This is a genomic window from Streptomyces sp. NPDC104106, from assembly GCF_055584345.1.
The window spans coordinates 753229-778772 of the sequence record NZ_JBVJMF010000001.1; the positions used below are offsets into that span (position 1 = coordinate 753229).

20 protein-coding genes are annotated in these 25544 nt (G+C 71.7%); 7 read left to right on the plus strand and 13 right to left on the minus strand.

Going from position 1 to position 25544, the window contains the following annotated elements; translation table 11 throughout:
- Positions 1 to 286: 286 nt before the first annotated feature.
- Positions 287 to 3007 carry a pyruvate, phosphate dikinase gene (gene ppdK / locus ACZ60X_RS03535; protein WP_469592754.1) on the minus strand — a complete coding sequence of 907 codons (2721 nt, stop codon included), beginning with the start codon at positions 3005 to 3007 and terminating at the stop codon, positions 287 to 289.
- A 409-nt stretch (positions 3008 to 3416) separates the two neighbouring features.
- Positions 3417 to 4643 (minus strand): ROK family protein, encoded by a 1227-nt coding sequence (locus tag ACZ60X_RS03540; protein WP_469592756.1) that lies wholly within the window; start codon positions 4641 to 4643, stop codon positions 3417 to 3419.
- Positions 4644 to 4761: 118 nt separating this feature from the next.
- On the opposite strand from ACZ60X_RS03540, the gene ACZ60X_RS03545 reads away from it, so the two are divergent.
- The 3 genes from ACZ60X_RS03545 to ACZ60X_RS03555 all read left to right on the plus strand — a co-directional run bounded on the left by ACZ60X_RS03545 (position 4762) and on the right by ACZ60X_RS03555 (position 10006).
- The gene (locus ACZ60X_RS03545) at positions 4762 to 6177 is read left to right on the plus strand and encodes an MGH1-like glycoside hydrolase domain-containing protein (RefSeq protein ID WP_469592758.1); all 1416 of its coding nucleotides are present in this window, start codon (positions 4762 to 4764) and stop codon (positions 6175 to 6177) included.
- A complete protein-coding gene (locus ACZ60X_RS03550) occupies positions 6174 to 8114 on the plus strand; it encodes an amylo-alpha-1,6-glucosidase (RefSeq protein ID WP_469592760.1) in 1941 nt (646 codons plus the stop codon). Before ACZ60X_RS03545 ends, ACZ60X_RS03550 begins: the two co-directional genes overlap by 4 nt.
- A 116-nt stretch (positions 8115 to 8230) precedes the next feature.
- Positions 8231 to 10006 carry an alkaline phosphatase family protein gene (locus ACZ60X_RS03555; RefSeq protein ID WP_469592762.1) on the plus strand — a complete coding sequence of 592 codons (1776 nt, stop codon included), beginning with the start codon at positions 8231 to 8233 and terminating at the stop codon, positions 10004 to 10006.
- Between the two features lie 15 nt (positions 10007 to 10021).
- On the opposite strand, the gene dusB is transcribed toward ACZ60X_RS03555, so the two are convergent.
- Complete coding sequence (gene dusB / locus ACZ60X_RS03560) at positions 10022 to 11152, minus strand: tRNA dihydrouridine synthase DusB (RefSeq protein WP_469592764.1); 1131 nt, start codon at positions 11150 to 11152, stop codon at positions 10022 to 10024.
- A gap of 68 nt (positions 11153 to 11220) precedes the next feature.
- Complete coding sequence (locus ACZ60X_RS03565; protein WP_469592766.1) at positions 11221 to 12114, minus strand: helix-turn-helix transcriptional regulator; 894 nt, start codon at positions 12112 to 12114, stop codon at positions 11221 to 11223.
- A 103-nt stretch (positions 12115 to 12217) separates the two neighbouring features.
- On the opposite strand from ACZ60X_RS03565, the gene ACZ60X_RS03570 reads away from it, so the two are divergent.
- Entirely contained in the window at positions 12218 to 13645 is a 1428-nt protein-coding gene (locus tag ACZ60X_RS03570) for an MFS transporter (protein ID WP_469592768.1), read from the plus strand.
- Positions 13646 to 13692: 47 nt separating this feature from the next.
- Positions 13693 to 15135 carry an MFS transporter gene (locus ACZ60X_RS03575; protein WP_469592770.1) on the plus strand — a complete coding sequence of 481 codons (1443 nt, stop codon included), beginning with the start codon at positions 13693 to 13695 and terminating at the stop codon, positions 15133 to 15135.
- A 114-nt stretch (positions 15136 to 15249) separates the two neighbouring features.
- Here the strand turns inward: ACZ60X_RS03575 and ACZ60X_RS03580 are convergent, their stop codons facing one another.
- The 7 genes from ACZ60X_RS03580 to ACZ60X_RS03610 form a co-directional block, all read right to left on the minus strand.
- The gene (locus ACZ60X_RS03580) at positions 15250 to 16605 is read right to left on the minus strand and encodes an ATP-grasp domain-containing protein (protein ID WP_469592772.1); all 1356 of its coding nucleotides are present in this window, start codon (positions 16603 to 16605) and stop codon (positions 15250 to 15252) included.
- Positions 16598 to 17821: an MFS transporter gene (locus tag ACZ60X_RS03585; protein ID WP_469592774.1), complete on the minus strand. Its 1224-nt coding sequence runs from the start codon at positions 17819 to 17821 to the stop codon at positions 16598 to 16600. Before ACZ60X_RS03585 ends, ACZ60X_RS03580 begins: the two co-directional genes overlap by 8 nt.
- Positions 17811 to 18383 carry an RBBP9/YdeN family alpha/beta hydrolase gene (locus ACZ60X_RS03590; protein WP_469592777.1) on the minus strand — a complete coding sequence of 191 codons (573 nt, stop codon included), beginning with the start codon at positions 18381 to 18383 and terminating at the stop codon, positions 17811 to 17813. Before ACZ60X_RS03590 ends, ACZ60X_RS03585 begins: the two co-directional genes overlap by 11 nt.
- A 4-nt stretch (positions 18384 to 18387) precedes the next feature.
- Entirely contained in the window at positions 18388 to 19194 is an 807-nt protein-coding gene (locus ACZ60X_RS03595; RefSeq protein WP_469592779.1) for an arylamine N-acetyltransferase family protein, read from the minus strand.
- A 65-nt stretch (positions 19195 to 19259) separates the two neighbouring features.
- Positions 19260 to 20192, minus strand: coding sequence for a 2Fe-2S iron-sulfur cluster-binding protein (locus tag ACZ60X_RS03600; RefSeq protein WP_469592781.1), 933 nt, complete (start codon positions 20190 to 20192; stop codon positions 19260 to 19262).
- A complete protein-coding gene (locus ACZ60X_RS03605) occupies positions 20189 to 21190 on the minus strand; it encodes a diiron oxygenase (RefSeq protein ID WP_469592783.1) in 1002 nt (333 codons plus the stop codon). Before ACZ60X_RS03605 ends, ACZ60X_RS03600 begins: the two co-directional genes overlap by 4 nt.
- Positions 21191 to 21316: 126 nt before the next feature.
- Positions 21317 to 22027, minus strand: a complete 711-nt coding sequence (locus tag ACZ60X_RS03610; RefSeq protein WP_469592785.1) for a CTP synthase C-terminal region-related (seleno)protein — start codon at positions 22025 to 22027, stop codon at positions 21317 to 21319.
- A 76-nt stretch (positions 22028 to 22103) separates the two neighbouring features.
- On the opposite strand from ACZ60X_RS03610, the gene ACZ60X_RS03615 reads away from it, so the two are divergent.
- Positions 22104 to 23030: a LysR family transcriptional regulator gene (locus ACZ60X_RS03615; protein WP_469592787.1), complete on the plus strand. Its 927-nt coding sequence runs from the start codon at positions 22104 to 22106 to the stop codon at positions 23028 to 23030.
- 226 nt (positions 23031 to 23256) lie between these two features.
- Positions 23257 to 23712 (plus strand): hypothetical protein, encoded by a 456-nt coding sequence (locus ACZ60X_RS03620; RefSeq protein WP_469592789.1) that lies wholly within the window; start codon positions 23257 to 23259, stop codon positions 23710 to 23712.
- Positions 23713 to 23880: 168 nt separating this feature from the next.
- Here ACZ60X_RS03620 and ACZ60X_RS03625 read toward each other — a convergent pair whose 3' ends face one another.
- A complete protein-coding gene (locus tag ACZ60X_RS03625) occupies positions 23881 to 24471 on the minus strand; it encodes a TetR/AcrR family transcriptional regulator (protein WP_469592792.1) in 591 nt (196 codons plus the stop codon).
- A 26-nt stretch (positions 24472 to 24497) separates the two neighbouring features.
- Positions 24498 to 25508, minus strand: coding sequence for an aldo/keto reductase (locus ACZ60X_RS03630; protein ID WP_469592794.1), 1011 nt, complete (start codon positions 25506 to 25508; stop codon positions 24498 to 24500).
- Positions 25509 to 25544: the final 36 nt, after the last annotated feature.

The following is a 25544-nucleotide window of genomic DNA, read 5'->3' on the forward strand; positions in this document are numbered from 1 at the left end:
GCCGGATGGGTTCCGGGTCGACACGCCGCCCGACGAGCGGCAGCGACCCCGGCGCGGCCACGCCCACGACACCCGGGCCTCCGAGCAGCAGGACCGGAAGACCGGCACCGTCCCAGAAGACGGTGCCGCCCCCCGTGTGACCCGATCCGGACACCGGCCGGAACACGCCGGAGAGGCGACACCCCCGCACAGGGTGTCGCCTCTCCTCTTTCGTGCGCCGGGGCCGCCGCCGATCGGTGAGGGTCGGGGACCGGCGGCGGCTCCGGGGTCTGCCGGGCCGTGCGGCCTAGCGGTGGTCGCTGCCCGTCGACTGCGTCGCCGCCCGGCCCGCCTCCAGGCGGGCGACGGGGATGCGGAAGGGGGAGCAGGAGACGTAGTCCAGGCCGGCCTCGTGGAAGAAGTGGACCGACTCCGGGTCACCGCCGTGCTCGCCGCAGACGCCGAGCTTGAGGTCGGGGCGGGTGCGGCGGCCGGCTTCCGCCGCCGCCTTGACCAGGGAACCCACGCCGTCCTTGTCGATCGTCTCGAACGGGGAGACGCCGAAGATGCCCTTCTCCAGGTAGGCCGTGAAGAACGAAGCCTCGACGTCGTCGCGGCTGAAGCCCCAGACCGTCTGCGTCAGGTCGTTCGTGCCGAAGGAGAAGAACTCGGCCGCCTCCGCGATCTGGCCCGCCGTCAGGGCGGCCCGCGGCAGCTCGATCATCGTGCCGATCGCCAGCTTGAGCGACGTACCGGTCGCCGTCTCGACCTCCGCGACGACCCTGTCGGCCTCCTCGCGGACGATCTCCAGCTCCTGGACCGTGCCGACCAGCGGGATCATGATCTCCGCGCGCGGGTCGGCCTTCGCCGCCTTGCGCTCGGCCGCCGCCTCGGCGATGGCGCGGACCTGCATGGTGAACAGGCCGGGGATGACCAGGCCGAGGCGCACACCGCGCAGACCGAGCATCGGGTTCTGCTCGTGCAGGCGGTGGACCGCCTGCAGGAGGCGCAGCTCGTTCTCGTGCGGCTCCTGGCGGGACTCGGCCAGGGCGACCCGGACGGAGAGCTCCGTGATGTCGGGGAGGAACTCGTGCAGCGGGGGGTCGAGGAGGCGGATGGTGACGGGGAGGCCGTCCATGGCCTCGAAGAGTTCGACGAAGTCCTTCTTCTGGAGGGGGAGAAGGGCCTTGAGGGCCTCCTCGCGTTCCGTCTCCGTGTCGGCGAGGATCAGGCGCTCGACCAGTTCGCGGCGGTCGCCGAGGAACATGTGCTCCGTGCGGCACAGGCCGATGCCCTGGGCGCCGAAGCGGCGTGCGCGCAGGGCGTCCTCGGCGTTGTCGGCGTTGGCGCGCACCCGCAGCCGGCGCTTGCGGTCGGCGAAGGCCATCATGCGGTGCACGGCCTCGACCAGTTCGTCGGCGTCGTCCGCGCCGGGGTGCATCCGGCCCTCGAAGTACTCCACGACCGGGGAGGGGACGACGGGGACCTCGCCCAGGTAGACCTTGCCGGAGGAGCCGTCGATGGAGATCAGGTCGCCTTCCTCGACGACGTGTCCGCCGGGGACCGTCATGCGGCGGCGCTTGGTGTCGACCTCCAGCTCCTCCGCGCCGCACACGCAGGTCTTGCCCATGCCCCGGGCGACCACGGCGGCGTGGGAGGTCTTGCCGCCGCGCGAGGTCAGGATGCCCTCGGCCGCGATCATGCCGTCCAGGTCGTCCGGGTTCGTCTCACGGCGGACCAGGATGACCTTCTCGCCGGAGCGCGACCACTTCACGGCGGTGTACGAGTCGAAGACCGCCTTGCCGACCGCCGCGCCCGGGGACGCCGCGATGCCGCGCGCCACCTGGTCGACCTTGGCCTGCTCGTCGAAGCGGGGGAACATCAGCTGGGCCAGCTGCGCGCCGGTGACCCGCTGGAGCGCCTCGGTCTCGTCGATCAGGCCCTGGTCGACAAGCTGGGTGGCGATGCGGAAGGCGGCGCCGGCGGTGCGCTTGCCCACGCGCGTCTGGAGCATCCACAGCTGACCGCGCTCGATCGTGAACTCGATGTCGCAGAGGTCCTTGTAGTGGTTCTCCAGAGTCTCCATGATCTGCATGAGCTGGTCGTACGACTTCTTGTCGATCGACTCCAGCTCCGCGAGCGGGACCGTGTTGCGGATGCCCGCGACGACGTCCTCGCCCTGGGCGTTCTGCAGGTAGTCGCCGTAGACGCCCTGGTGGCCGGAGGCGGGGTCGCGGGTGAAGGCGACGCCGGTGCCGGAGTCGGGGCCGAGGTTGCCGAAGACCATGGAGCAGACGTTGACGGCGGTGCCGAGGTCGTGCGGGATGCGCTCCTGGCGCCGGTAGAGCTTGGCCCGGTCGCCGTTCCAGGAGTCGAAGACCGCCTTGATGGCGAGGTCCATCTGCTCGCGCGGCTCCTGCGGGAAGTCGCGGCCGGCTTCCGCCTTGACGATCTTCTTGAACCTGGTGACCAGCTTCTTCAGGTCGGCCGCGTCCAGTTCCGTGTCGACCGTGACCTTCTTGGCGGCCTTGGCCGCGTCGAGGGCCTCCTCGAAGAGGTCGCCGTCGACGCCGAGGACGGTCTTGCCGAACATCTGGATCAGTCGCCGGTAGGAGTCCCAGGCGAACCGGTCGTCACCGGCCTGCTTGGCCAGGCCCTGCACGGACTTGTCGGAGAGGCCGATGTTCAGGACCGTGTCCATCATGCCGGGCATGGAGAACTTGGCGCCGGAGCGGACGGAGACGAGCAGGGGGTTGTCGGGCTGGCCGAGCTTCTTGCCCATGCGGGACTCGAGGGCGTCGAGGTGCGCACTCACCTCGTCACGCAGTGCCGCGGGCTCCTCGCCGCTCTCCAGGTAGACCTTGCAGGCCTCCGTGGTGATGGTGAAGCCGGGAGGGACCGGCAGACCGAGGTTGGTCATCTCGGCGAGGTTGGCACCCTTGCCGCCGAGGAGGTCCTTGAGGTCCTTGTTGCCCTCGGTGAAGTCGTAAACGAACTTCGCTACGTGGGGTTCTTTGTTTTCCGACACGGGTCTCGACTCCTTGAGGCCACGGTGGCTGCCCTGACGGCGAGGAACATACCCAGATCGAAGGCGCATGGGTACGTCTACTTGCGCGTCATGCGCCCGTAACCACTCGTCCGCCACTGGATCGAAAGTCAAGGCTTGGCAAGCTCACGGGGCCGAATGTCTTCACTTCTTGAACTCAAGCACCACCAGAAGTGCGGTTTTCCGCTCAGATGAGCGAGCCTCCCGCACCTCTGTTTTCGATCGATGAACGATCAAGGGGTGGCACCCAGTGCCACCCCTTGGAGAAGTGCAGTCGCCCTTGATCCGCTCATTTGAGCGCAACCCTTATCAAGGGTGGCGAGAATCACGCTGCCACAGCCCGCCGGATTTCACCATGCGGACCCCCGGGCCGGCCCCGGAAACACCCACGTCACACACCCAGCGCGAGCAGCCGCTCCTCCACCCGCTCCGGCGCGTAGAGGTGGTCCACGACCAGCGCCCCCGCTCCGATGAGCGCGGCCCGCTCGCCCAGCCGGGAGGTGACGACGTCCAGGTGGGCCGTGGAGCGGGGCAGCGCCCGCTGGTAGAGCAGTTCGCGCACGCCGGTGAGGAAGGGGGTTCCGGCCAGATCGCCCGCGACCATCAGCACGCCGGGGTTCAGCAGGGTCACCACCGTGGCCAGGACGTCGCCGACCCGGCGTCCCGCCTCCCGGGCCAGCGCCGCCGCCTGCGGATGCCCGGCGGCCAGCAGGTCCCGTACGTCCGAGCCGGAGGCGGCCGGGACGCCGGACTCCGCCAGCCGCCGGGCCACGGCGCCGCCGCTGGCGACGGCGGCGAGACAGCCGTAGGAGCCGCACCGGCACAGCGCGTCCGCGCCGACCCGGATGTGCCCGATGTCCCCCGCGCCCCCGTCCACGCCCCGGTAGATCGAGCCGTCCACGACCACCCCGGCGCCGATCCCGGTCGACACCTTCACCAGGACGAACGCCCGGCAGTCGGGGTGTCCGGCGCGCTGTTCGCCGTACGCCATGAGGTTCGCGTCGTTGTCGACCAGGACGGGCACGGCGGCCCGGCCCCCGGCGTGTTCGGCGAAGGCGCGCGCGAGACGGCCCGTCGTGTCGTAGCCGTCCCAGCCCGGCATCATCGGCGGCTGCACGACCCGGCCGGTCTCGCTGTCCACCGGGCCGGGCACCGCGACCCCGATGCCGCACACCTCCGCCGCCGTGTGCCCGGCCTTGTCCAGCAACGCGGCGAACCAGCGGCCGAGTTCGGGCAGGACTGCCTCCGGGCCGTCCTCGACCACCAGGGTGCCCGCGTGCTCGGCGAGCAGTTCGCCGGTCAGGGTGAGGACGGCCGCGCGGGCGTGCCGGGTGTCCAGGTCGGCGGTGAGGACGACGGCGTGGGAGCCGTCGAACTCCAGCGTGACGGACGGTCGGCCGCCGAGCGGCGAGCCGACCGGGCCGCCCGCGCCCTCGCGCAGCCAGCCGGCCCGGAACAGCCGGTCCAGTCGCTGGCCGACCGTGGCCCGGGACAGCCCGGTGACCTGTTGCAGCGCGCCGCGCGTCACCGCCCGGCCACTGCGCACCAGTTCGAGCAGGTCCCCGGCGCCCGCCTGGCCGCCGCCGCTTCTGACGGCTCTTCCCGGACGTCCGGTCATGCGCACCCCCTTGTGTTCCCCAACTCTGCATTACATAGTGGGTTTTGCGTGTTAAATAGACGTAACTCCACGGCAGCCACAACGGAACCGGTCGTCCTTCGTCTTCGGGGAGCCCCGAGTGGATCGCACTTCATCGGACGTCAGGGCGGCCCGGGTGCTGGCGGCGAACTGGACGGGAAGCTCGACGGTCCCCTCCCGCGGCCTGTATCCGCACCAGTGGTCCTGGGACTCGGCGTTCATCGCGATCGGCCTGCGGCACGTCTCGCCGCCGCGGGCCCAGACCGAGCTGGAGACGCTGCTGGCCGCCCAGTGGGGCGACGGACGGGTGCCGCACATCGTCTTCAACCCCTCCGTCCCGCTCGACGCCTACTTCCCCAGCCCCGACTTCTGGCGCTCCTCCACCGCCGGGCGCGCCACGGGCGCCCCGCGCACCGTACAGACGTCGGGCATCGTGCAGCCACCGGTGCACGCGCTCGCGGCCTGGCTGGTGCACCGTGCCGACCCGGCGCTGTCACGCTCGCGCGGCTTCCTGGCCCGGGTCTACCCGCGCCTGGCCGCCTGGCACCGCTACCTGCTGCACCGGCGCGACCTGGGCGGCGCGGGGCTCGTGTCGGTCGTCCACCCCTGGGAGCAGGGCATGGACAACAGCCCGTGCTGGGACGCCCCGCTGGCCCGGGTCGTCCCGGCCCCGGCCCGCTCCTTCCGCCGCGCCGACCTCGACCACGGCGCGCCCGAGGACCGGCCGACGGATCTGGACTACGGGCGGTACGTGCGGCTGGCCGCCGACTACCGGGACGGCGGATACGCCGACGGGCAGGGCGGGTTCGCGGTCGAGGACCCCGCCTTCAACGCCCTGCTCATCGCCTCCGAGCACGCGCTCGCGCGGATCGCCGAGGAGCTGGGGGCGGCCGGCACCGCCCGCCGCGCGCGTGCGGAACGGCTGACGGCGACGCTGGTGGAGCGGCTGTGGGACCCGGCGGCCGGGATGTTCCTGTGCCGGGACCTGCGCGGTGACCAGGGACTGCTCCCCGAGCGAGGGGTGTCCGGGCTGATCCCGCTGCTGCTGCCCGGGCTGCCCCGCGAGATCGCCGCGGCCCTCGTACGGACGGTGCGCGGGCCGCACTTCGGGCTCGGCGCGCGCACCCGGCTCGTGCCCAGCTACGACCTGCTCGGCGAGGCCTTCGACCCGCACCGGTACTGGCGCGGGCCCGCCTGGTTCAACACGAACTGGCTGCTGGAGCGGGGCCTGCGCGCCCACGGGGAGCTGTCCCTGGCCGACGCCCTGCGCGCGTCCTTCCTGCACCTCGCCGACGCCACCGGCTTCGCGGAGTACGTCGACCCGTACACGGGCGCGGCCTGCGGCGCGACCGGCTTCGGCTGGACCGCCGCGCTCGCGCTCGACCTGCGTCACCGGGCGCGCCCCAAGGCACCTGACGCTCCGCACCAAGAGCTTGTCAAGGGCGCCCGCGAGGGCGTGTCCACTCCGGCCACCGGCACGTTCGACACGAGTGACAAAGGAGGAGAGCGGCGATGACGGACCGGCATCATCTGCTCGTGCACGGGGCGACGTTCGCCGCCGTGGGCGACCGGGGCGACATCAGCGGGGTACGGGGCAGCGGCGCCCCGGACGGCCTGTTCGTCCGGGACGCCCGGCACCTCAGCCGCTGGCAGCTCACCGTCGACGGCGCCGTGCCGGAGGTGCTGACCCCGGTCGGCGACGGTGACGCGGCCCGCTGCGTCCTGGTCCCGCGCGGCGGCCGGCAGGAGCCCCCGGCGCACACGGTCTTCCGTCACCAGGCCGTCGGCGACAGCTCCTTCGTGGAGTCGCTGCGGGTGACCAGCAACCGCCCGGTACCCGTCACGGTCCGGCTCGCCATCACCGCCGACGCCGACTTCACCGACCAGTTCGAACTCCGCTGCGACCACCGCACCTACGTCAAGCCCGGCGCCGTACGCTCCCGCGAGGTCCTCGACGACGGCATCGAGTTCGCCTACCGGCGGGCCGAATGGCGGTCCTGTACGACGATCACGGCGGACCCGGCGCCCGACGCCGTCGAGGAGACCGGCACCGGCGCCCGCCGCCTGGTGTGGACCCTCGACCTGCCGGCGCACGGCACGACCGAGCTGGTGCTGCGGGTCATCGCCCGCCCGCACGGCGAGAGGCGGGCCGTGCGGGTGCCGCGCGACCCGGCCGCCGTGCACGAGCAGCGCAGCGCGCTGGAAGCGGAGTTCATGGAGGGCGTGGCCTTCCCGACCGGCTGGCCGGAGCTGGCGGAGGCGTGCGCGCGCGGCCTCGCCGACCTCGCCGCGCTCCAGGTGCCGGCCACCGGACCGGACGGCGAGGAGCTGCGCGTCCCCGCCGCCGGCGCCCCCTGGTACCTCACGCTGATCGGCCGGGACGCCCTGCTCACCTCCCTGTTCGCGCTGCCGTACCGGCCCCGGCTCGCCGCCGCCACGCTCCCGGCGCTCGCCGCGACCCAGGCGACCGGCTCCGGCGCCCCCTCGCGGGTCGCCCAGCCCGGCAAGATCGTGCACGAGGTACGGCACGGCGAGCTGGCGCACTTCGGGCAGGTGCCGTTCGGGCGGTACTACGGCTCGGTCGACGCGACCCCGCTGTTCCTGGTCCTGCTCGGCGCGTACACCGAGGGGACCGGGGACACGGGCCTGGCCCGCCGCCTGGAGCGGCACGCCCGGGCCGCCGTCGGCTGGATGCTGGACCACGGCGGCCTGACCTCCCGCGGCTACCTCGTCTACCGCGCCGACGAGGGCGGCCTCGCCAACCAGAACTGGAAGGACTCCCCCGGCGCGATCTGCTGCGCCGACGGCACCCGGCCCACCGGCGCGGTGATGGCGGCGGGCGCGCAGGGGTACGCGTACGACGCGCTGCGCCGCACGGCGTGGGTGGCGCGGGCGGTGTGGGGCGACGAGACGTACGCGGCGCTGCTGGAGCAGGCGGCGGCGGATCTGCGGGACCGGTTCCAGCGGGACTTCTGGATGCCGGAGCACTCCTTCCCGGCGCTGGCCCTCGACGGCGGGGGCCGGCGCGTCGACGCGCTGGCCTCCGACGCGGGGCACCTGCTGTGGTCGGGGCTGCTGGACAAGGAGTACGGCGAGGTGGTGGGCCGGCGGCTGCTGGAGCCGGACTTCTTCTCCGGGTGGGGCGTGCGGACGGTGGCCGCGGGACAGGCGGCGTACCACCCGCTGTCGTACCACCGGGGTTCGGTGTGGCCGCACGACAACGCGCTGATCGCGCTGGGGCTGGCGCGGTACGGGCTGCACGACGAGGCGCGGGCGGTGGCGCACGCGCTGGTCGACGCGGCGGCGCTGGGCGGGCACCGGCTGCCGGAGGTGCTGGCGGGGTACGGCAGGGACACGCATCCGGAGCCGGTGCCGTATCCGCACGCGTGCGTGCGCGAGTCGCGGTCGGCCGCGGTGCCGCTGGCCCTGCTGACGGCGGTGGGCGGGGTCTGAGCAGGGCGCTGTGTTTGCCCGGTGTTTGCCCGGTGCTCTGAACAGGGGTCCTCGGCGGGCCGTACGAGACGGCGTCACAGGTCTCGCACGGAAGGACCTTCGGGTTGTCTCAGGACATGAGTACGCGGCAGGCAGCGAGCACGGTCGAGGGTGCCGACGAGGAGAGCCCCGCGCCCGTGCTCGCGTCCCGGTCCTTCCCCCGGCCCTGGGTCGCGGTGCCGGCGTGGGCACGGCGGTGGCGGTCGGCGCATCCGGAGGCCGCCCAGGCGCTCTCCGTCACCGTCACCGTGCTGGCCGCCGTGCTCGTCGTCGTCGCGCTGGTGATGCCCAACTCCGTGGATCGGCTGGACACTTCGGACTTCCTGCGGATACCCGCGGAGGCGGTGATCGGGGCGGCCGTGCTGATCGCGCTGCCGCGCCGGCCGCGGATGGCACTGGCCGCCGTGTCCGGGGTGGCGCTCGCCGCGATGACCGTGCTGAACGTGCTCGACATGGGCTTCAACCAGTATCTCGGCCGTGGCTTCAACGTCGTGCTCGACTGGAGCCTGTTCGGCGACGCGGAGTCGTATCTGGAGGACTCCTACGGCCGTACGGCCACCCTCGCCGCCGTGGCCGGTGTGATCGTCCTCGTGCTGCTGCTCTTCGCGCTGCTGGCGCTGTCGGTGATCCGGCTGGGCAATCTGCTCGCCCGGCACCCCGAGACCGCGACCCGGGGCACGCTGGCCGCCGGGGTCGTCTGGATCACCTGCTCCTCGCTGGGCCTGCAGATGTCCGGCGTGCCGCTCGCCGCCTACAGCGCCGCGAACGCCCTGAAGGACCAGGCCCACCGGATCTCGGACACGCTCAGGGACGAGGCGGACTTCCGGAAGGTGGCGAGGGTCGACGCCTTCGGCAACACCCCGGGCAGCCAGCTGGTCCCCGCGCTGCGCGGCAAGGACATGGTCTTCACCTTCATCGAGAGCTACGGCCGCAGCGCCGTCGAGGACCCGGTCATGGCCCCCGGTGTCGACGCGACCCTCGACGCCCGCACCAAGGCGCTGGCCGCGGCGGGCTTCCACGCGAAGAGCGGCTGGCTGACGTCGGCGACGTACGGCGGCAGCAGCTGGCTCGGCCACTCCACCACCATGTCGGGCCTGTGGATCAGCAACCAGCAGCGCTACCGCACGGTCATGGCGAGCGACCACCTGAGCCTGACGGAGGCGTTCAGGAAGACCGGCGACTTCGACACGGTCGGGGTGATGCCGGGCGTGCAGAAGGCGTGGCCGGAGCAGAAGTGGTACGGCCTCGACAAGGTCTACAACGCCTTCGAACTCGGCTACAAGGGGCCCAGCTTCAGCTGGTCGACCATGCCGGACCAGTACACGCTCCAGCAGTTCCAGAACCGGGTGCACAGCAAGAAGCCCGCCGACGGCAAGTCGCGGATGTCGTTGCTCATCCTGACCTCCAGCCACACGCCCTGGGCGCCGATCCCCACGATGGTCCCGTGGGACCGGCTGGGCGACGGCTCCGTCTTCGACTCCATCGAGAAGGCGGGCCACCCCTCCTCCTACACGCTCACCGACGACACGCACACCAAGGAGGAGTACGGCAAGTCCGTGCAGTACACGGTGACGGCCCTGACGCAGTGGCTGGAGCGGTACGGCACGAAGGACACCGTGCTGGTCTTCCTCGGCGACCACCAGCCGAACGCCCACGCCAGCGGCAACCACGCCAGCCGTGACGTGCCGGTCTCGATCGTCGCCAAGGACCCGAAGGTGCTGGACGCGGTCGCGAGCTGGGGCTGGACGGACGGTCTGCGCCCCGCGCACACCGCTCCGGTGTGGAAGATGAGCGCCTTCCGCGACCGCTTCCTGACGGCGTTCGGCTCGACGCCGCACCCGAAGGAGAACTGACGGCTCCCGCCGGGTTCAGCCCCCGGAGGTGTCGAGTTCGGCGTCCTCGCCCACGCCCGCGCAGTCGTACGGGTCCTTCAGCCACCCGTCCGGCAGCACCACCCGGTTGTTGCCGGACGTACGGCCGCGGGGCCCGTCCGCTCCCGCGGGCCACGGCTGGGCGAGGTCCAACTCGTCCAGTCCGGCCCGCAGTTCGGCCAGCGACGAGGTGATCGCGAGCCGCTTTCGCATCTCGGAGCCGACCGCGAAGCCCTTCAGGTACCAGGCGACGTGCTTGCGGAAGTCGACCACGCCCTTGGACTCGTCACCGAGCCACTCCCCGAGCAGGCTGGCGTGACGCACCATGACGTCGGCCACCTCGCGCAGTGTCGGCCGCGCGAAGGACGTACGCCCCTCGAACGCCGCCACCAGGTCCGCGAACAGCCACGGCCGGCCCAGGCAGCCGCGGCCGACCACGACACCATCGCAGCCGGTCTCGCGGACCATCCGCAGCGCGTCCTCGGCGGACCAGATGTCGCCGTTGCCGAGGACGGGGATCTCCGGCACGTGCTCCTTGAGGCGGGCGATGGCCTCCCAGTCCGCGGTGCCGCCGTAGTGCTGGGCGGCGGTGCGGCCGTGCAGGGCGATCGCCGTCACGCCCTCCTCGACGGCGATGCGGCCGGCGTCGAGGTAGGTGATGTGGTCGTCGTCGATGCCCTTGCGCATCTTCATCGTCACGGGCAGGTCGCCGGCCCCGCTGACGGCCTCCCGCAGGATCGCCCGCAGCAGGTTCCGCTTGTAGGGCAGGGCCGAGCCGCCGCCCTTGCGGGTCACCTTGGGGACCGGGCAGCCGAAGTTCAGGTCGATGTGGTCGGCCAGGTCCTCCTCCGCGATCATGCGGACGGCCTTGCCGACGGTGGCCGGGTCGACGCCGTACAGCTGGATCGAGCGCGGCTGCTCGCTCGCGTCGAACCGGATCAGCTGCATGGTCTTCTCGTTGCGCTCGACCAGCGCCCGGGTCGTGATCATCTCGCTGACGAAGAGCCCCTTGCCGCCGCTGAACTCTCGGCACAGCGTGCGGAAGGGCGCGTTGGTGATCCCGGCCATGGGTGCGAGCACGACGGGCGGTGTCACGGCGTGCGGGCCGATGGACAGCGGGTGGGACATCAGACGGCTCCGGGGCGGACGGACGGCGGATACGGCGGTGGGGGCGACGGACAAGGATCCATTGTCCCTCACCGCGCCCGTTCCCCGTCCGGCAGCTCCGCCAGCCGCTGGAGCCGCTCCTCGCTCTCCTCGTCGGCGGGGACGTACGCGACCACCCGCTGGGCCGGTGCCTGCGGGGCCAGCCACATGTTGCGGTGCTCCAGCCGGATCAGGCCGACCACCGGGTGCCGGTAGCGCTTGACGTGCGGGGACATCGGCGCGACCTCGTGCCGCTCCCACAGTTCGCGGAACTCCCCGGACACCGCCAGCAGCCGTTCCAGCCGCTCCTTCCACGCCGGCTCGGCCACGTGCTCGGCCATGGCCGCCCGGTACTTCGCGATCAGGTCGCGCAGCATCTCGTCGCGGTCGAGGAAGTCCCGCTTCCAGCGCTCGCTGGTGGTCAGCAGCCACAGGCAGTTGCGGTCGGCGCGCGGCAGTTCGGCGGGGTCGCCGAAGACCTGGGCGAAGGGGCGGTTGGCGTGGAGGATGTCGTAGCGGGCGTTCTGCAGGGCGGCCGGGTAGGGCGCGAGCCGCTCGACGACCTTGATCGCCGAGGCGGCGGCGACCGTGCACTCGGCCTCGGTGCGCGGGTCGGCGGTGCCGGCGAGGGCGAAGAGGTGGGCGCGCTCGGTGGGGTCCATGAGCAGCGCGCGGGCGACGGCGTCCAGCACCTGGGCGGAGACGTGGGCGGCGCGGCCCTGCTCGATCCAGGTGTACCAGGTCACACCGACCGCGGAGAGCTGGGCGACCTCCTCGCGGCGCAGGCCGGGGGTGCGGCGGCGCGGGCCGCGCGGCAGGCCGACCTGCTCCGGGGTGATGCGCTCGCGGCGGCTGCGCAGGAAGGCGGCCAGTTCCCGGCGCCGTACGTGCTGTTCCCTCGGCCGCTGCTCCCTGACGTCGTGTTCCGGCGCTGCGATGGTCATGCGTACCAGGGTGCCGTGCGCGCCCAGCCCGGTGCCAGGTGGTGCCGGTACCTGGATGAGCACCGCCTGGTACCCCGCTGGGCGCCGGGCGCACAGTCGGGGCGTGACCACGACGACGACCTCTTCGCCCGTGACGGCGGCGCCCCGCGCGCTCACGCCCCTGGGCCTGTTCACCCTGCTGCTCGGGACCGCGCTGCCGATGATCGACTTCTTCATCGTGAACGTCGCCCTGCCGACGATCGAGCACGATCTGCACGCTCCCCCGGCCACGCTGGAGATGGTGGTGGCCGGCTACGCGGTGGCGTACGCGGTGCTGCTGGTGCTCGGCGGCCGGCTCGGGGACGCCTTCGGCCGGCGGCGGATGTTCCTGTGGGGGGTGACCGGGTTCGGGCTGACCTCGCTGGCCTGCGGGCTCGCGCCGGGCGCCTGGTGGCTGGTGGCGGCACGGGTGGCACAGGGTGCCGCGTCGGCCGCGCTGCTGCCGCAGGTGCTGGCCACGCTGCACGCGACGACGTCCGGCGAGCGGCGGGCCCGCGCGGTCGCCCTGTACGGCTCGGTCGGCGGGGTGTCCGTCGTGCTCGGGCAGGTGCTGGGCGGGGTGCTGGTGGCGGCCGACCTGGCGGGCACCGGCTGGCGTGCGGTGTTCCTGGTGAACGTGCCGGTGGCCGCAGCGGCGCTGGTCTGCGCGGTGCGGGCGGTGCCGGACAGCCGGGCGGAGCGCGCGGCGCGCGCGGACCTCGCGGGCACGGCGCTGCTGGCGGCCACGCTGACCGCGCTGCTGCTGCCGCTGACCGAGGGCCGGGCGACGGGCTGGCCGCTGTGGTCGGTCCTGCTGCTGGTCGCCGTGCCGCTGCCGGCGGCCGCCTTCCGCGCCGTGGAGCGCCGGGCCGAGCGGGACGGCGGGAGCCCCCTGCTGCCGCCGTCCCTCCTGGCCTCCCCCGAGGTGCGGCGGGGTCTGCTGCTGGGCATGCCGGTGTTCGTGGGCTTCGCGGGCTGGATGTTCGTGATCGCGGTGACCCTGCAGCAGGGCCTGGGGTACGGGGCGTTGACGGCGGGGCTGACGCTGGTGCCGATGGGTGTGGCGCAGTTCGCGGCGTCGATGCTGGCACCGCGCGCGGTGCGGCGGTTGGGCGGGCGGGCGGTGGCCCTCGCGGCCGTCGTGCACATCGCGGGACTGGCGACCGTGACGGCGACCGCGCTGCTGGGCCCCTGGCCGCGTCTGAGCCCGCTGCTGCTCGGCCCCGGCCTGGCCCTGTGCGGCATCGGCCAGGGTCTTCAGCTCCCGCTCTACTACCGGATCCTGCTGGCGGCGGTCCCGGCGCGGCTGGCGGGCGCGGGCAGCGGCCTCGCGGCCACGCTCCAGCAGTCGTGCCTGGCCGTGGGGGTGGCGACGCTCGGCTCGCTGTTCCTGTCCCTCGTGCCGGGACTCGGGATGCGCCGGGCACTGGCGGTGGTGCTGGCGGTGCAGGCGGCGGGGCTGCTGGGGCTCGGGTGGCTCGGTCTGCGGCTGCCGCGGGCGGAGATCATGTAACAGTCATTAGTTAGACGCACTATCGAAACAGGCGTACGATGGAACCCATGCCCGAGCTGAGCCCTCGCCGACGTCTGCTCGTGCTCGCGATCTGCTGCATGAGCCTGCTCATCGTGAGTCTCGACAACACCGTGCTGAACGTGGCACTGCCCGCCATGCAGCGCGACCTGAACGCCTCGACCTCCGGTCTGCAGTGGACCATCGACGCCTACACGCTGGTACTCGCCGCCCTGCTGATGCTCGCGGGCTCGACGGCCGACCGCATCGGCCGCAAGAAGGTCTTCATGGTCGGCCTGACCGTGTTCACCCTCGGCTCCGTGCTCTGCTCGGTGGCGCCGAACCTCTCGCTGCTGATCGTGTTCCGCATGGTGCAGGCCGTCGGCGGCTCCATGCTCAACCCGGTCGCCATGTCGATCATCACCAACACCTTCACCGACGCCCGTGAGCGCGCCCGCGCGATCGGCGTGTGGGGCGCGGTGGTCGGCATCTCCATGGCCGCCGGCCCGCTGGTCGGCGGCCTGCTGGTGCAGTCGGTGAGCTGGCGCGCGATCTTCTGGATCAACCTCCCGGTCGGTCTCGCCGCCCTGCTGCTCACCCTCCGCTTCGTCCCCGAGTCCCGCGCGCCGAAGGCCCGCCGCCCCGACCCGGTCGGCCAGGTCCTCGTCATCGCCCTGTTCGGTGCGCTGACGTACGCCATCATCGAGGCGCCGGACGCCGGCGCGGCCGTGGTGGCCCCCTTCGCGGCCGTCGCCGTCGTGGCCCTGCTGGCCCTCCTGTGGTACGAACCGCGCCGCGACGAACCCCTCATCGACCTGCGCTTCTTCCGCTCGGCCCCGTTCAGCGGGGCCACGGTGATCGCGATCAGCGCGTTCGCGTCGCTCGGCGGCTTCCTGTTCCTGTCGACGCTGTACCTGCAGAACGTGCGCGGCCTGGACGCCCTGCACGCGGGCCTGTGGATGCTGCCGATGGCGGCGCCCACCTTCCTGTGCGCGCCGCTCTCCGGCCGCCTGGTCGGCAGCCGCGGCCCCCGGCTGCCGCTGCTGATCGCCGGTACGGCGATGACGGCGAGCGGCGTCCTTTTCGCCACCTTCGACGCGGAGACCTCGAACGCCACCCGCCTGCTCTGCTACGCCCTGTTCGGCATCGGCTTCGGTTTCGTCAACGCGCCGATCACCAACACGGCCGTGTCCGGTATGCCGCGCGCCCAGGCCGGAGTCGCCGCCGCGGTCGCCTCCACGAGCAGGCAGCTGGGCCAGACGCTCGGCGTCGCGGTGGTCGGCTCCGTCCTGGCCTCCGGCATCGGCACGTCCTCGTACCACCAGGCCTTCGTCCCGGCGGCCCGCCCCGGCTGGTGGATCCTCACGGCCTGCGGCCTGGCCGTCCTCGTCCTCGGCCTGCTGACCAGCGGCCGCTGGGCCCACGCGACGGCGGCCCGCACGGCGAAGGCCCTGCGGTCACCGGAGATCCGCCAGCCGGTGAACGCCTCCTAGGGGCGGCGTTCGGATCATCCCGGCGCCGCGGGGCCTGGCACGCCCATCTGCGGCGTTGTCGTCACCGGGCGACCGTCGCCCGCCGCCCGATCCGGTCCCGCACGGCGCCGGTGATCAGACGGTCACGAGCCGGGACGCATCGGGAACGACGTCGATGAAGGCGCCGCACCGGTCCAGGTCGAGGACGCGCTCCACGTCGCGCGCCAGAGCCCCGTGGTCGGCGTTGGCCAGGACGACCCGGCCGTACGACGTGATCAGGTCGATGGTCCGCTCGATGCGGTCGCCCGGAGCCTGATCGCAGGTGTCGAAGAGGTAGCTGTCGAGCTTCCGGCTCATCTCGCGGACCCGGTTCGCCGTGAGCGTGCCGGTCTGCGGCGCGGAGAGGAAGCACTCCACGATCCCCTGCCGCAGCGACGGCCGCACCCCGGTCCGGCGCCGGTAGTCGTCCGGCGCGATCCGGGACGCCAGGGTCAGGTCGATCAGCGAGTGCGTGGACGACTCCTCCACCAGCCGCGGGCCCAGTCCGCCGTGCATACGGGCGCCGGTCTCGATGAGAACCGGTCCGTCCTCGGCGAGGATCAGCTCGGTGTGGGCCGGCCCGTTGTCGATGCCGAGCGCGGACAGGGCCCGTTCCACGTAGGCCACGATGTCGGGGTGGTCGCCGATGTCGACCGCCGACATCGAGCGGTACATCGGGTTGCCGTCGACGGTCTCCTTGCTGTAGCGGAACATGTCGACGACGAAGTGCGACCCGTCGAGGGAGACGGAATCGACCACGAACTCCGGGCCGTGGACGCGCTCCTGTACCAGGACTTCCGTGATGACGTGTCCGGCGAGGTCGGTCCGTCCGAACAACCGCTCGCAGGCCGCGCGCACCTCGTCCAGGTCGGAGCAGAAGAACACCCCGTCGGTGGCGAAGGACTTCAGCGGCTTCACGACGTAGCCGGCCAGTCCGCTGCCGGCACACCACCGCACGACGGATTCGGTGTCGGACGCCTTGTGGTGCGGGATGTACCGGACACCGGCGTCACGCAGGCGCCCCTGCATCAGGAACTTGTCCCGGCGCGCCTCGGGAGCCCCGGAGTTCCCCCGCATGCCCCAGTGCGCGACGAGGGCGTCGAACTCCTCCACCCCCGGCTCGGAACCGCAGATGACGAAGGCCGGCCGGCCGCCGCAGAGGCGCTCGATCCGCCGGGCCGTCTCCGCCGCGGTGGAGAAGCGCACTTCGCCGATGTAGTCGTCCGGCGAGTAGGCCGTGTTGAGCGGGGCCAGCGGTGCCATGTCCGGTGTCAGCACGGCCACGGAGTCCAGGCCGTACAACTCCTTGGCGCGGCGCGCGAAGACCAGGCCGCTGGAGAACGGAGCCACGACGACGAGCGTCTGTGCCATCAGGTCGCCTTTCTCGATACCGCTGTCGTTCGTGCGGCTGTCGTTCGTGCCGCTGTCGTTGCCGAGCGTGGGGTCAGGCATCTTCCAGCACCTTCTCCTCGACGGTGTGCTGCCGGCGGGTGTCCGCCGTGCGCACGAGGGTCATCGCCAGCGCCCCGACGACGGCGCAGGCCGCCGAGACCCACAGGGCCGCCTGCCAGTGCCCTCCGTTGAGCAGCTCGCCGTAGACGGCGGCCGAGACGGCTCCGCCCAGGTAGAAGGAGGACTGGCGCAGGCTGATCGAGACCAGCTGCCGCGACGAGGCGAAGCCGGTCATGGCGATGGTGTCCAGCAGCGGCATCAGGCAGTAGTTGAACAGCAGTCGCAGCAGGTAGAGGGCGACGAAGACGACGAGCGGGACGGTCAGCGACTGCACGACGAGGCCGACGAACACCAGGGTGCCGAACACGACGATGCTGGGGCGCAGGGAGAAGCGCCGGACCACGAGGGGGGCGAAGATCGCGCCGAAGATGCTGACGATCTTGTCGCTGCCCAGGATCAGCGAGATGTCGGACACGGGCAGGCGGTAGGCCTGCGAGAAGAGGACGTTGGCGAAGCGGAACACCAGTGCCACCGACGCGCCGAGGAAGCCCGACGCCACGAAGAGGGCGGCGAAGTTGCGCTTCTCCCCGACGCTGATCTCCTCCTTGGCCGAGACCGCCGCGGCCTCGGTCGTGGTCCGCCGTGCCGACGGGATACGCAGGCAGAACATGACGCAGGCCGCCAGGAAGGACAGCAGCAGCAGGAAGCGGTACTTCTGCAGGTCGCTGGTGTGGAGCGAGCCGCTGACCGCGGACACCAGCGCGGAGCCGGCCGCACCGGCGCCCAGGTAGCAGATGAAGAACGTGCTGAACAGGCGTGTACGGGAACTCTCCGGCACCTGGGAGCCGGCGATCGAGTTGCCCACCGAGAGCAGGCCGAGCATGCCGGACAGGATCAGGCTCAGCACGATGGACGCGGTGACGACGGAAGCCACGAACGGCAGCGCGGCGAACGGCAGGGCGTAGACCGCGGACGCGCCGATGAGGAGGGCGCGCTGGGAGACCTTGCGCCGCAGGAGGAGCAGGGGGACCACCGCGACGGCCATCGCCCCGGTCGCGATCGCGTAGATGACACCCGCGGCGGCCTCGTCGATGCCGCGCTGCGCGAGGTAGAAGTTGAACACCACGTCGAAGATGGCGTTGGCCAGCCCCATGAAGAACGAGGCGGCGAGATAGTAGTAAACGGGCCGCGGCACCGCCGAGAGCCTACTGCGCATGGGTTTCGAATCCTTTTTTATGTGCGAGGACGGTCGCGGAGTGCCGCTCGATCAATGTGGTCGCGTAGTCCCACGTGCCGAAACCGTCCGCCGTGGCGAAGTGCCCGCCCCCCGGGATCACCTCGACGCCGGCGCCCCACCGCTCGGCCAGCGTCAGGCCCCGGTCGAGAGGGAGAAACGGGTCGTTGTCGGAGATCACCACGTGGGTCCTGGTGCCCAGCCGGACCGCGGGAAGCGGCGCCTGGGCCCGGATGGCGGGTGGCGCGCTGTCGGCCTCGACGTCGGCCGGCGCGACCAGCAGCGCTCCGACGACCCGGTGGTCGTGGCGGGTGGCGGCGGCCCATTGGGCGATCGTCACCGATCCGCAGCTGTGCCCGATGAGGAAGACCTCTTCGCGGGCACCGCGTACGGCCTCGTCGAGCCTGGCGACCCACCGGTCGCGTTCGACGTTGTCCCAGTCGTCCTGGACGACCCGGAGAAAACCCTCGTAGGTCTCTTCGAGACGCGTCTGCCAGTGGCCCGGGCCGGAACTGGTCCAGCCCGGGACCGTGATGTAGAGCATGGGCCTACCTCTCCGGTTGGAATCCGATGTCCGCCCGGGGGACGGCGAGGCCGAAGTGCCGTTCCAGCGCTTCCTGCAGCGTCGCGCCGTCCTCGATGGCCGACGTGGAGCTGTCTCCGTCCGCCACGATCGTCAGGTGTCCGTCGCGCACGCTGACTCTGCCGGTCGGCGTCGGGATGCTCGCCACCTTGTGCCGGTTGAGGGCGCTGTTCGGCGACCCGGTCGTGTAGAAGTGCGCCATGTCCAGGTCAAGGTCCTGGACCGGGGCGTCGACGAAGCTGTAGATCTCCTGCCAGTCGGTCGCGCCGACGGCATGCTCCTTGATCGACACGGTCCAGATCAGGGCGCCCGGCCGGCGGTCGAGGGCGATCCTGGAGGAGAGCGCGGGGTGGGGCGCTTCCGCCCCGTCCGCCAGCGGTATCAGCCCTCGGGGGCCGCGGGCGCCGTACCCGATGTCGAAGAGCCAGCGCTGCGAGTCGACGGTCACCACGAAGATCTGGTGGGTCGCCGGTGTCCGGTGGGTGCCGACGACGCTGGCCAGGTGGATGTCGTAGTCGAATCCGCACGCGTCGAGGAGCCGCTGCATCAACCGCCCCGTCTCGAAGCAGATGCCGCCTCGGCGACGGTCCACGATCGCCTCGCGCAGGACGTCCTCGGAGAGGCCGCGTTCCGCGTTGCGGTGCATGCTGAAGTTCTCGAAGGGGACGTTGTACAGGTGGGCCTCGTGCAGGTGCCTCAGGCACTCGACGGTCGGCTGGTAGGGACCGGGGAATCCGATCCGGCCGGCATAGCCGGCAACGAGTTCGTTCACGAAAAGACCTTCGGAAGTCAGTCGGGTCGACGGCCCGTCAGGGGCCGTCAGGAGCGTTCTGCGGGTCAGACGTTGAGGGTGAGCCGCCTGCCGACCGACTTGCTGACGCACGGGAGCATGTACGCGGACTCGGCCTTCTCCTCGTCCGTGAGCACCTCGTCGCGGTGCTCGATGTCGCCGGAGCGGACCTCGATCTCGCACGTTCCGCAGATGCCCTGCCGGCAGGAGGACGGCACGGCGATGCCGTTCCGGTTCAGCTCGTCGAGCAGCGACCGTTCTTGATCGGCCTGGAAGGTCACCCCGGAGGAGACGCATTCCACCTCGACGACCTCGGGCAGGTCCTGGCCGCTTCCCGACGCGGCCCCGTCGACGACGAGGTGCAGGGCCGCGGGCGCCCGGTCCACCGCGGCGCTCACCTCGCGGACCATCGCGGCCGGTCCGCACAGGCCGATGACGCTTCCGTCCGGTATCCGCGTGACGAGGTCGTCCCAGTCCGGGCGTGCCTGTGCCGCGGTGTCGACCGTGACGACGGTGCCGTCCTGTTCCCGCGCCAGGTCGTGGAGCCGCCGCAGGAACGGGAACTCCTGCTCGCCGCGGTCCACGTAGGTCAGGTGCCAGCCGCGCAGGCGCCCGGCGGCCAGTACCGCCAGGACCGGATTGATCCCGACGCCACCGGCCACGAAGTGGGTGAAGTCCGCCGTGTGCGCGCCGGTGAAGTGGCCACCGGGCCCGGTGACGGTGACCGACGCCCCCACGAACAGCAGAGGTGAGAGCAGATCGCCCCGGCGCCCCCGGTTGCGGTTGCGTATGGCCAGTTCGTAGCCCTGGTCGTCGGCGGCCACGACGGTGTACGTCTTGGTCCGCGCGCCCGCGTACAACGTGACGTGCTGGCCGGGCACGGCGGGCGGCAGGCGGGGGCCGTCGGCCGGGCCGGTGAGCCAGTACTGGGTGACGGTCGGGGTCAGTGCCCGCGCGGCACACACGATCGCCTGGTTCATGCGATCAGCCCCGATGCCTGGAAGGCCTCGAACGTGGCGCTGTGCTCAAGGGCGCCCGCTTCGAGGAAGTACTGCAGGGTGGGAGCGGCGCCGCGGCGCACGTAGTCGACGACCGTCTCGCGGTCGTAGACGTCGCTGATGACCTGTTCCACCTCGTGACCGGCCAGGCCCGCGGCCCTCAGCCCCAGTGCCGCGCTCGCGTAGTCCGGTTCGAGGAAGGCGAAGATGAGACGCGGTATGAAGGGACCCGCCAGCTCCCGTTCCCTCCGGGTCATCGCCGGCCACAGATGGCGGAGCAGCGTGGAGAAGTAGGTGTGGTGCTTGGCCTCGTCGAGTGCGTGGTCCTCGACCATCAGACGGACGCCCTCGGGGAGCCGCTTGTCACTCGGCAGTTCGTCCAGAATGGAGGAGATGAGGGTCTCGCTCACAATGGCGAACAGCATCTCGTCCAGGCCTCGGATCTCACTCGGAAGTTCTTCGTGGATCTTTTCCAGTACTCCCATGAAGGTGGGCGCGTCCGGAAGCGCGGGGGCGATCTGTGTGCGGTCGTGGACGTCGCGCAGGATCTCGTAGGTGAACTGCGCGTGCCACGCCTCGTCCGTCACGATCCGGAAAGCGTCCCGGCGCATGCCCTCGGGCAGATCGAGCCCGGACATACCCCTGCTGATGTGCCCGGTGACGGGGATGACGGCGCTCTGTTCGAGGTCGATCGTGAATTTCAGGTACTCGTAGAGCCGATGTACCAGGACGGCCTCACGGACGTGCGGCTCGGCCTGTTCGAGGAGCGGGTGGGTCAGTACGGGAACGAGTTCGGGGGTAAAGAACAGTTCGCCGTCTTCTCCCAGGTCCCTTGTCGGGCTGTTCCGGACCGTGGATATAAGTTCCCAGTTACGGAACCGACTGCGGTAGTTTGCTTCGACGATCGCCTGATCGAGGCGATTCTGGTGATGACGGGCGAGAATTGTGTGATTCGCCGTGCCCGCCAGTTGCAGTGCCATGTTCGTTTTTACTTTCGCTTATATCCCCGCGCCTCGGCACGGGAATCCCCCGGTTATTACTGGATGATCATAAAGCTCATGGTGAAGGCATTCCACGGCCCTTCAGAAGGTTTTTGGTAAAAGCGCTCAGCGCGCGCGGGCGTGCTCGACGGCGGCCTCGGCCAGGCCGGTGATCAGCGGATGGGCGCGCGTGCCGTCGCCGTCCAGTTCGGGCTGGAAGAGGGTGGCCAGGAAGAAGGGGTGACCGGGCAGTTCGACGATGCGGGCCTCGCCCGACTCGTCGGTGCCGGTGAAGGACAGCCCGTGCGCGCCCAGGACGCCGGCGTACGCCGGATTGGGCGCGTAGTTGCAGTGGTAGCGCGCCTGGGCGCGGTCGGCCCCGATCAGGGCGCCGGCCCGCGAGTCGGGGCTGACCCGGACGATGCCCTCATGGCCGACGAGCGAGCAGGCCAGCCTGACGATCACGGCGTCCTGGTCCGCGGCCGCCGGGTCGTTCTCGGCGTGAGCCGCACGGGTCAGCCCGCAGACGTTGCGCGCGAACTCCAGCAGGGCGTGCTGGAAGCCGCCGCAGGTGCCCAGGAAGGGGATCCCACCCTCGCGCGCCGCACGGATCGCGGCCAGGGCTCCCGCCTCACTGCGGTAGGGACTGCCCGGCAGGACCCAGATGGCGTCGAAGCCCTCCATGTCCTGGACGGCGTCCGGCGTACCGACCCAGTAGGCGTCCAGATCCAGGCCGTCCCGGACGCGCAGGGCCTCCAGCAGACCGGGGACGCGGGCGTGCGAGCGAATGGCCTCGGAGCGGTCGCCGACCAGGGCGATGCGTGCCGTGTGGTTCATGCGGCTGATCATGCCAACCAGCGTGCATCAGGTCCAATGATGATCCATGGAGTATGGATAAGAAATACTGATGCACATGAACCCGCATCTGCTGCGCACCTTCGTGACGGTCCTGGAGCACCGCTCCTTCTCCCAGGCCGCCGCCGTCCTGGGCTACACGCAGTCCGCCGTCTCCCAGCACATCGCGGCGCTCGAAGCCGATCTGGGCACCCCGCTCGTCGGCCGCCGGCCCGTCGAGCCCACCGTGGCCGGCGCGCGGCTCATGGAGCACGCCCCCGCGCTGCTGCTGCGCCTGGATGCCGCCCGTGCCGACCTCGCACGCCTGCACCAGACGCACACCGCGCGGCTGACCCTGGCCTGTTCGCCGGCCGCCCTCACCACCACCGTCACCGAGGTGCTGGCCCGGCTGCACGGCGACTACCGCGACATGCGGCTGGACGTCCGCGTGCTGAGCCGGGAATCGGTGATCGAGGACGTCCTCACGGCCCATGCCGACGTCGGCCTCGTCGACGGGGTGGCCGCGCCCAGCGACCCGTTGCCGCTGCCCGAGCTGGGCCCGGCGACGGCGCACCCGGTGGCCGAGCAACCGCTGGCGGTACTCTTCCCCGACGGCCATCCGCTGGCGCGGCGCCGCTCGGTACGGCTGACCGACCTCACGCAGGCGCAGTGGATCGACGCCCCCGACGCCGCCATCCCCCTCGACCGACTGCGCGCCGTCTGCCGTACCGACGGCTTCCGTCCCCGGGTCCACCACCGCGGCACCGACCTGCACGGCCTCGCCGCCCTCGCCGCCGCAGGCCACGGGCTCACCGCCCTGCCGCTGTCCCTGGGCGCCACCTGCGCCGGCACCGTCGCGATCGCCGTCGAGGAACCCCGTGTCATCCACCGCACGGAACTCGTGCACGTGGCCCAACCCACCGAAACGGCACGGCGGTTCGCCCGCCTCCTCGCCACCAGCCGTATCGCTGCTCCCACTCGCGCGCAGACACGTCACCCTGCGTGACGCACCCTCGCGGAGCGAAGTTCCGAACGGTAAAAAACAGGTAACGTCGGCGCACTCGGAAACGCCCTTCCACCTGCGGATTCGCCGGAATCGATCGACCTTTCAACAGCTCTCCGTGGTCGTTCGACATGCCGCCGTGCCGCACTCGGGCCAGCCTGGATGTCGCGAGCAGGCCCCCAGGCTCGCTCGTGGCCAGGGGGGAACTCCCACGAAACAGGAGACCCACATGAGCTTCACCCGGAGTCGCTGCGTCCGAGCGCTCGCCGCCGGCACCCTGTCCGTCGCCCTGCTGTCGGCCGGTACGGCCGGAGCGTTCGCCGCGAACGAGAAGCCGAGCCCCAAGCCCTCGCCGTCCCTGTCGGGCAAGCCCATGCCGACGACCAGCCCCAGCATGACCAAGGCCTCGCTCACCATCACGGCCAGGCCGACCACGGTCAAGGCCGGGCACACCGTGGTCTTCACCGGCCGCACCACGGGCCTGAAGGTCAGCTCCCCGCTGGTGCTCCAGCAGGAGAAGAACGGCAAGTGGGTTGCCGTCCACGCCACCGGCAAGGTGAAGAGGGGCAGCTCGTACGCGATCAGCTACAAGCCCCCCACCAAGGGCACGGACACGTTCCGCGTCGCGAGCGCGAACATGGCCGGCAAGGCCTTCTCGCCGGCCGTCACGGTCACCGTGAACTGACCCCCTCACCCGGAACACCGCACGGAGCCTCGCCCGCTGACCTCACAGCGGGACCTGGCTGACGACGCGGGCAGACGGCGGCCGGGTCGGACATCCCCAGGATGCCCGGCCCGGCCACTGGCGTTCGCCACGGTGTCCGGTGCCGCGGCCGGCGACGCCCCGGCCCGCTCAGCCGCTGCGCAGGCCGCGCAGCAGCAGGTCGACCACCGCCGTGAACTCCTCGTCGATGCCGGGGCGGGTCCATTCCCGGGCGTAACAGGGGTCGTGGAAGCGGCCGGTGGCGTGGAAGACGGCGCGGGCGGCGGCGGCCGGGTCGGGTACCGGGAAGGTGCCCGAACCGGCGCCCGCCGCGATGATCCGGGTCAACTGGCCGGTCAGGTCGGCGATGTGCTCGGCGACCGCCGTGACGTTCTCGCCGGCCAGCACCGTGTAGGTGGCGAACAGCTCCGGGTCGTCGCCCGCCTTGTGCCGCTTGGCGTCGAACAGCGCGGCGAGCCAGGCCCGCAGGCGCTCCTCGGGACCGTCCTCGCAGTCCACGATCCCGGCGAGCCGCAGCGACGTGCGGTCCAGCCAGCGCTTGGTGACCGCCTCGCGCAGGGCCGCCTTGGTGCGGAAGTGGCGGTAGACACTGCCGTGGCTGACCCCGAGCGCGCGGGCCACGTCGACGACGGTGGCCTTGGCGGGGCCGTGCCGGCGCAGCACCTCCTCGGTGGCTTCGAGGATGCGTTCGGCGGTCAGGGTCTCGGTGGGCGGTGCCATGCCCTAGACCGTACCCGGCGCCGTGGTCAGCGCTCGCTGTCGAGGTGTGCCATCTGTGCCGACGGGTAGCGGTCGCCGGCCGCCGCGTCCGCCGGTACGGCCTCCTCGATCGCCGCCAGGTCGGCCGCGTCCAGCGTGACGTCCAGCGCGCCGAGGGACTCGCCCAGCCGCTCGCGGGTGCGGGCGCCGATCAGCGGCACGATGTCGTCGCCCTGGGCGAGCACCCAGGCGATGGCGGTCTGGGCGACCGTCGCGCCCTTCTGCTCGGCGATCGTGCGCAGGGCCTCGACCAGGCCCAGGTTGTGCCGGAGGTTCTCGCCCTGGAAGCGGGGCGAGTGGGCGCGGAAGTCGGTCGGGGCCAGCTGCCGGTCCCGGGAGAAGTGGCCGGAGATCAGGCCGCGGGAGAGGACGCCGTACGCCGTGATCGCGATGCCCAGCTCGCGGGTGGTCGGCAGGATGTCCCGCTCGATGCCCCGGCTGATCAGCGAGTACTCGATCTGGAGGTCGGCGATCGGGGCGGTGGCGGCGGCCCGGCGGACGGTCTCGGCGCCGACCTCGCTCAGGCCGACGTGCCGGACGTACCCCTTCTCGATCAGTTCCGCGATGGCGCCCACGGTCTCCTCGATCGGCACGTCCGGGTCGAGGCGGGCGATCCGGTAGACGTCGATGTGGTCGACGCCGAGGCGCTGCAGGGAGTAGGCGGCGAAGTTCCTCACGGCGGCGGGGCGGCCGTCGTAGCCGGACCAGTTGCCCTCCGGGTCGCGCAACGCGCCGAACTTCACGCTGGTCAGGGCCTTCTCGCGGGAGGAGGCCGGGGCGGTGCGCAGAGCCTCGCCGATCAGCATCTCGTTGTGCCCCATGGCGTAGAAGTCGCCGGTGTCGAGCAGGGTGACGCCCGCCTCCAGGGCGGCGTGGATGGTCGCGACGGACTCCGCGCGGTCGGCGTCGCCATAGAGCGCGGACATGCCCATGCAGCCGAGGCCGACCGCGGAGACGGCGGGACCGGTGGTGCCGAGGTTTCGGGTTCGCATCGTCATGCCCCCACCTTCGCATGACAGCTGACAGATTTCAAT

Bases quoted from the DNA above. Each gene is read 5' to 3' on its own strand.
- ACZ60X_RS03575 (WP_469592770.1), top strand. From the start codon at position 13,693: ATGCCCGAGCTGAGCCCTCGCCGACGTCTGCTCGTGCTCGCGATCTGC.
- ACZ60X_RS03610 (WP_469592785.1), bottom strand. From the start codon at position 22,027: ATGAACCACACGGCACGCATCGCCCTGGTCGGCGACCGCTCCGAGGCC.
- ACZ60X_RS03615 (WP_469592787.1), top strand. From the start codon at position 22,104: ATGAACCCGCATCTGCTGCGCACCTTCGTGACGGTCCTGGAGCACCGC.
- ACZ60X_RS03630 (WP_469592794.1), bottom strand. From the start codon at position 25,508: ATGACGATGCGAACCCGAAACCTCGGCACCACCGGTCCCGCCGTCTCC.
- ACZ60X_RS03625 (WP_469592792.1), bottom strand. From the start codon at position 24,471: ATGGCACCGCCCACCGAGACCCTGACCGCCGAACGCATCCTCGAAGCC.
- dusB (WP_469592764.1), bottom strand. From the start codon at position 11,152: ATGTCCCACCCGCTGTCCATCGGCCCGCACGCCGTGACACCGCCCGTC.
- ACZ60X_RS03565 (WP_469592766.1), bottom strand. From the start codon at position 12,114: ATGACCATCGCAGCGCCGGAACACGACGTCAGGGAGCAGCGGCCGAGG.
- ACZ60X_RS03585 (WP_469592774.1), bottom strand. From the start codon at position 17,821: ATGCGCAGTAGGCTCTCGGCGGTGCCGCGGCCCGTTTACTACTATCTC.
- ACZ60X_RS03605 (WP_469592783.1), bottom strand. From the start codon at position 21,190: ATGGCACTGCAACTGGCGGGCACGGCGAATCACACAATTCTCGCCCGT.
- ACZ60X_RS03620 (WP_469592789.1), top strand. From the start codon at position 23,257: ATGAGCTTCACCCGGAGTCGCTGCGTCCGAGCGCTCGCCGCCGGCACC.
- ACZ60X_RS03540 (WP_469592756.1), bottom strand. From the start codon at position 4,643: ATGACCGGACGTCCGGGAAGAGCCGTCAGAAGCGGCGGCGGCCAGGCG.
- ACZ60X_RS03550 (WP_469592760.1), top strand. From the start codon at position 6,174: ATGACGGACCGGCATCATCTGCTCGTGCACGGGGCGACGTTCGCCGCC.
- ACZ60X_RS03600 (WP_469592781.1), bottom strand. From the start codon at position 20,192: ATGAACCAGGCGATCGTGTGTGCCGCGCGGGCACTGACCCCGACCGTC.
- ACZ60X_RS03555 (WP_469592762.1), top strand. From the start codon at position 8,231: ATGAGTACGCGGCAGGCAGCGAGCACGGTCGAGGGTGCCGACGAGGAG.
- ACZ60X_RS03580 (WP_469592772.1), bottom strand. From the start codon at position 16,605: ATGCCTGACCCCACGCTCGGCAACGACAGCGGCACGAACGACAGCCGC.
- ACZ60X_RS03590 (WP_469592777.1), bottom strand. From the start codon at position 18,383: ATGCTCTACATCACGGTCCCGGGCTGGACCAGTTCCGGCCCGGGCCAC.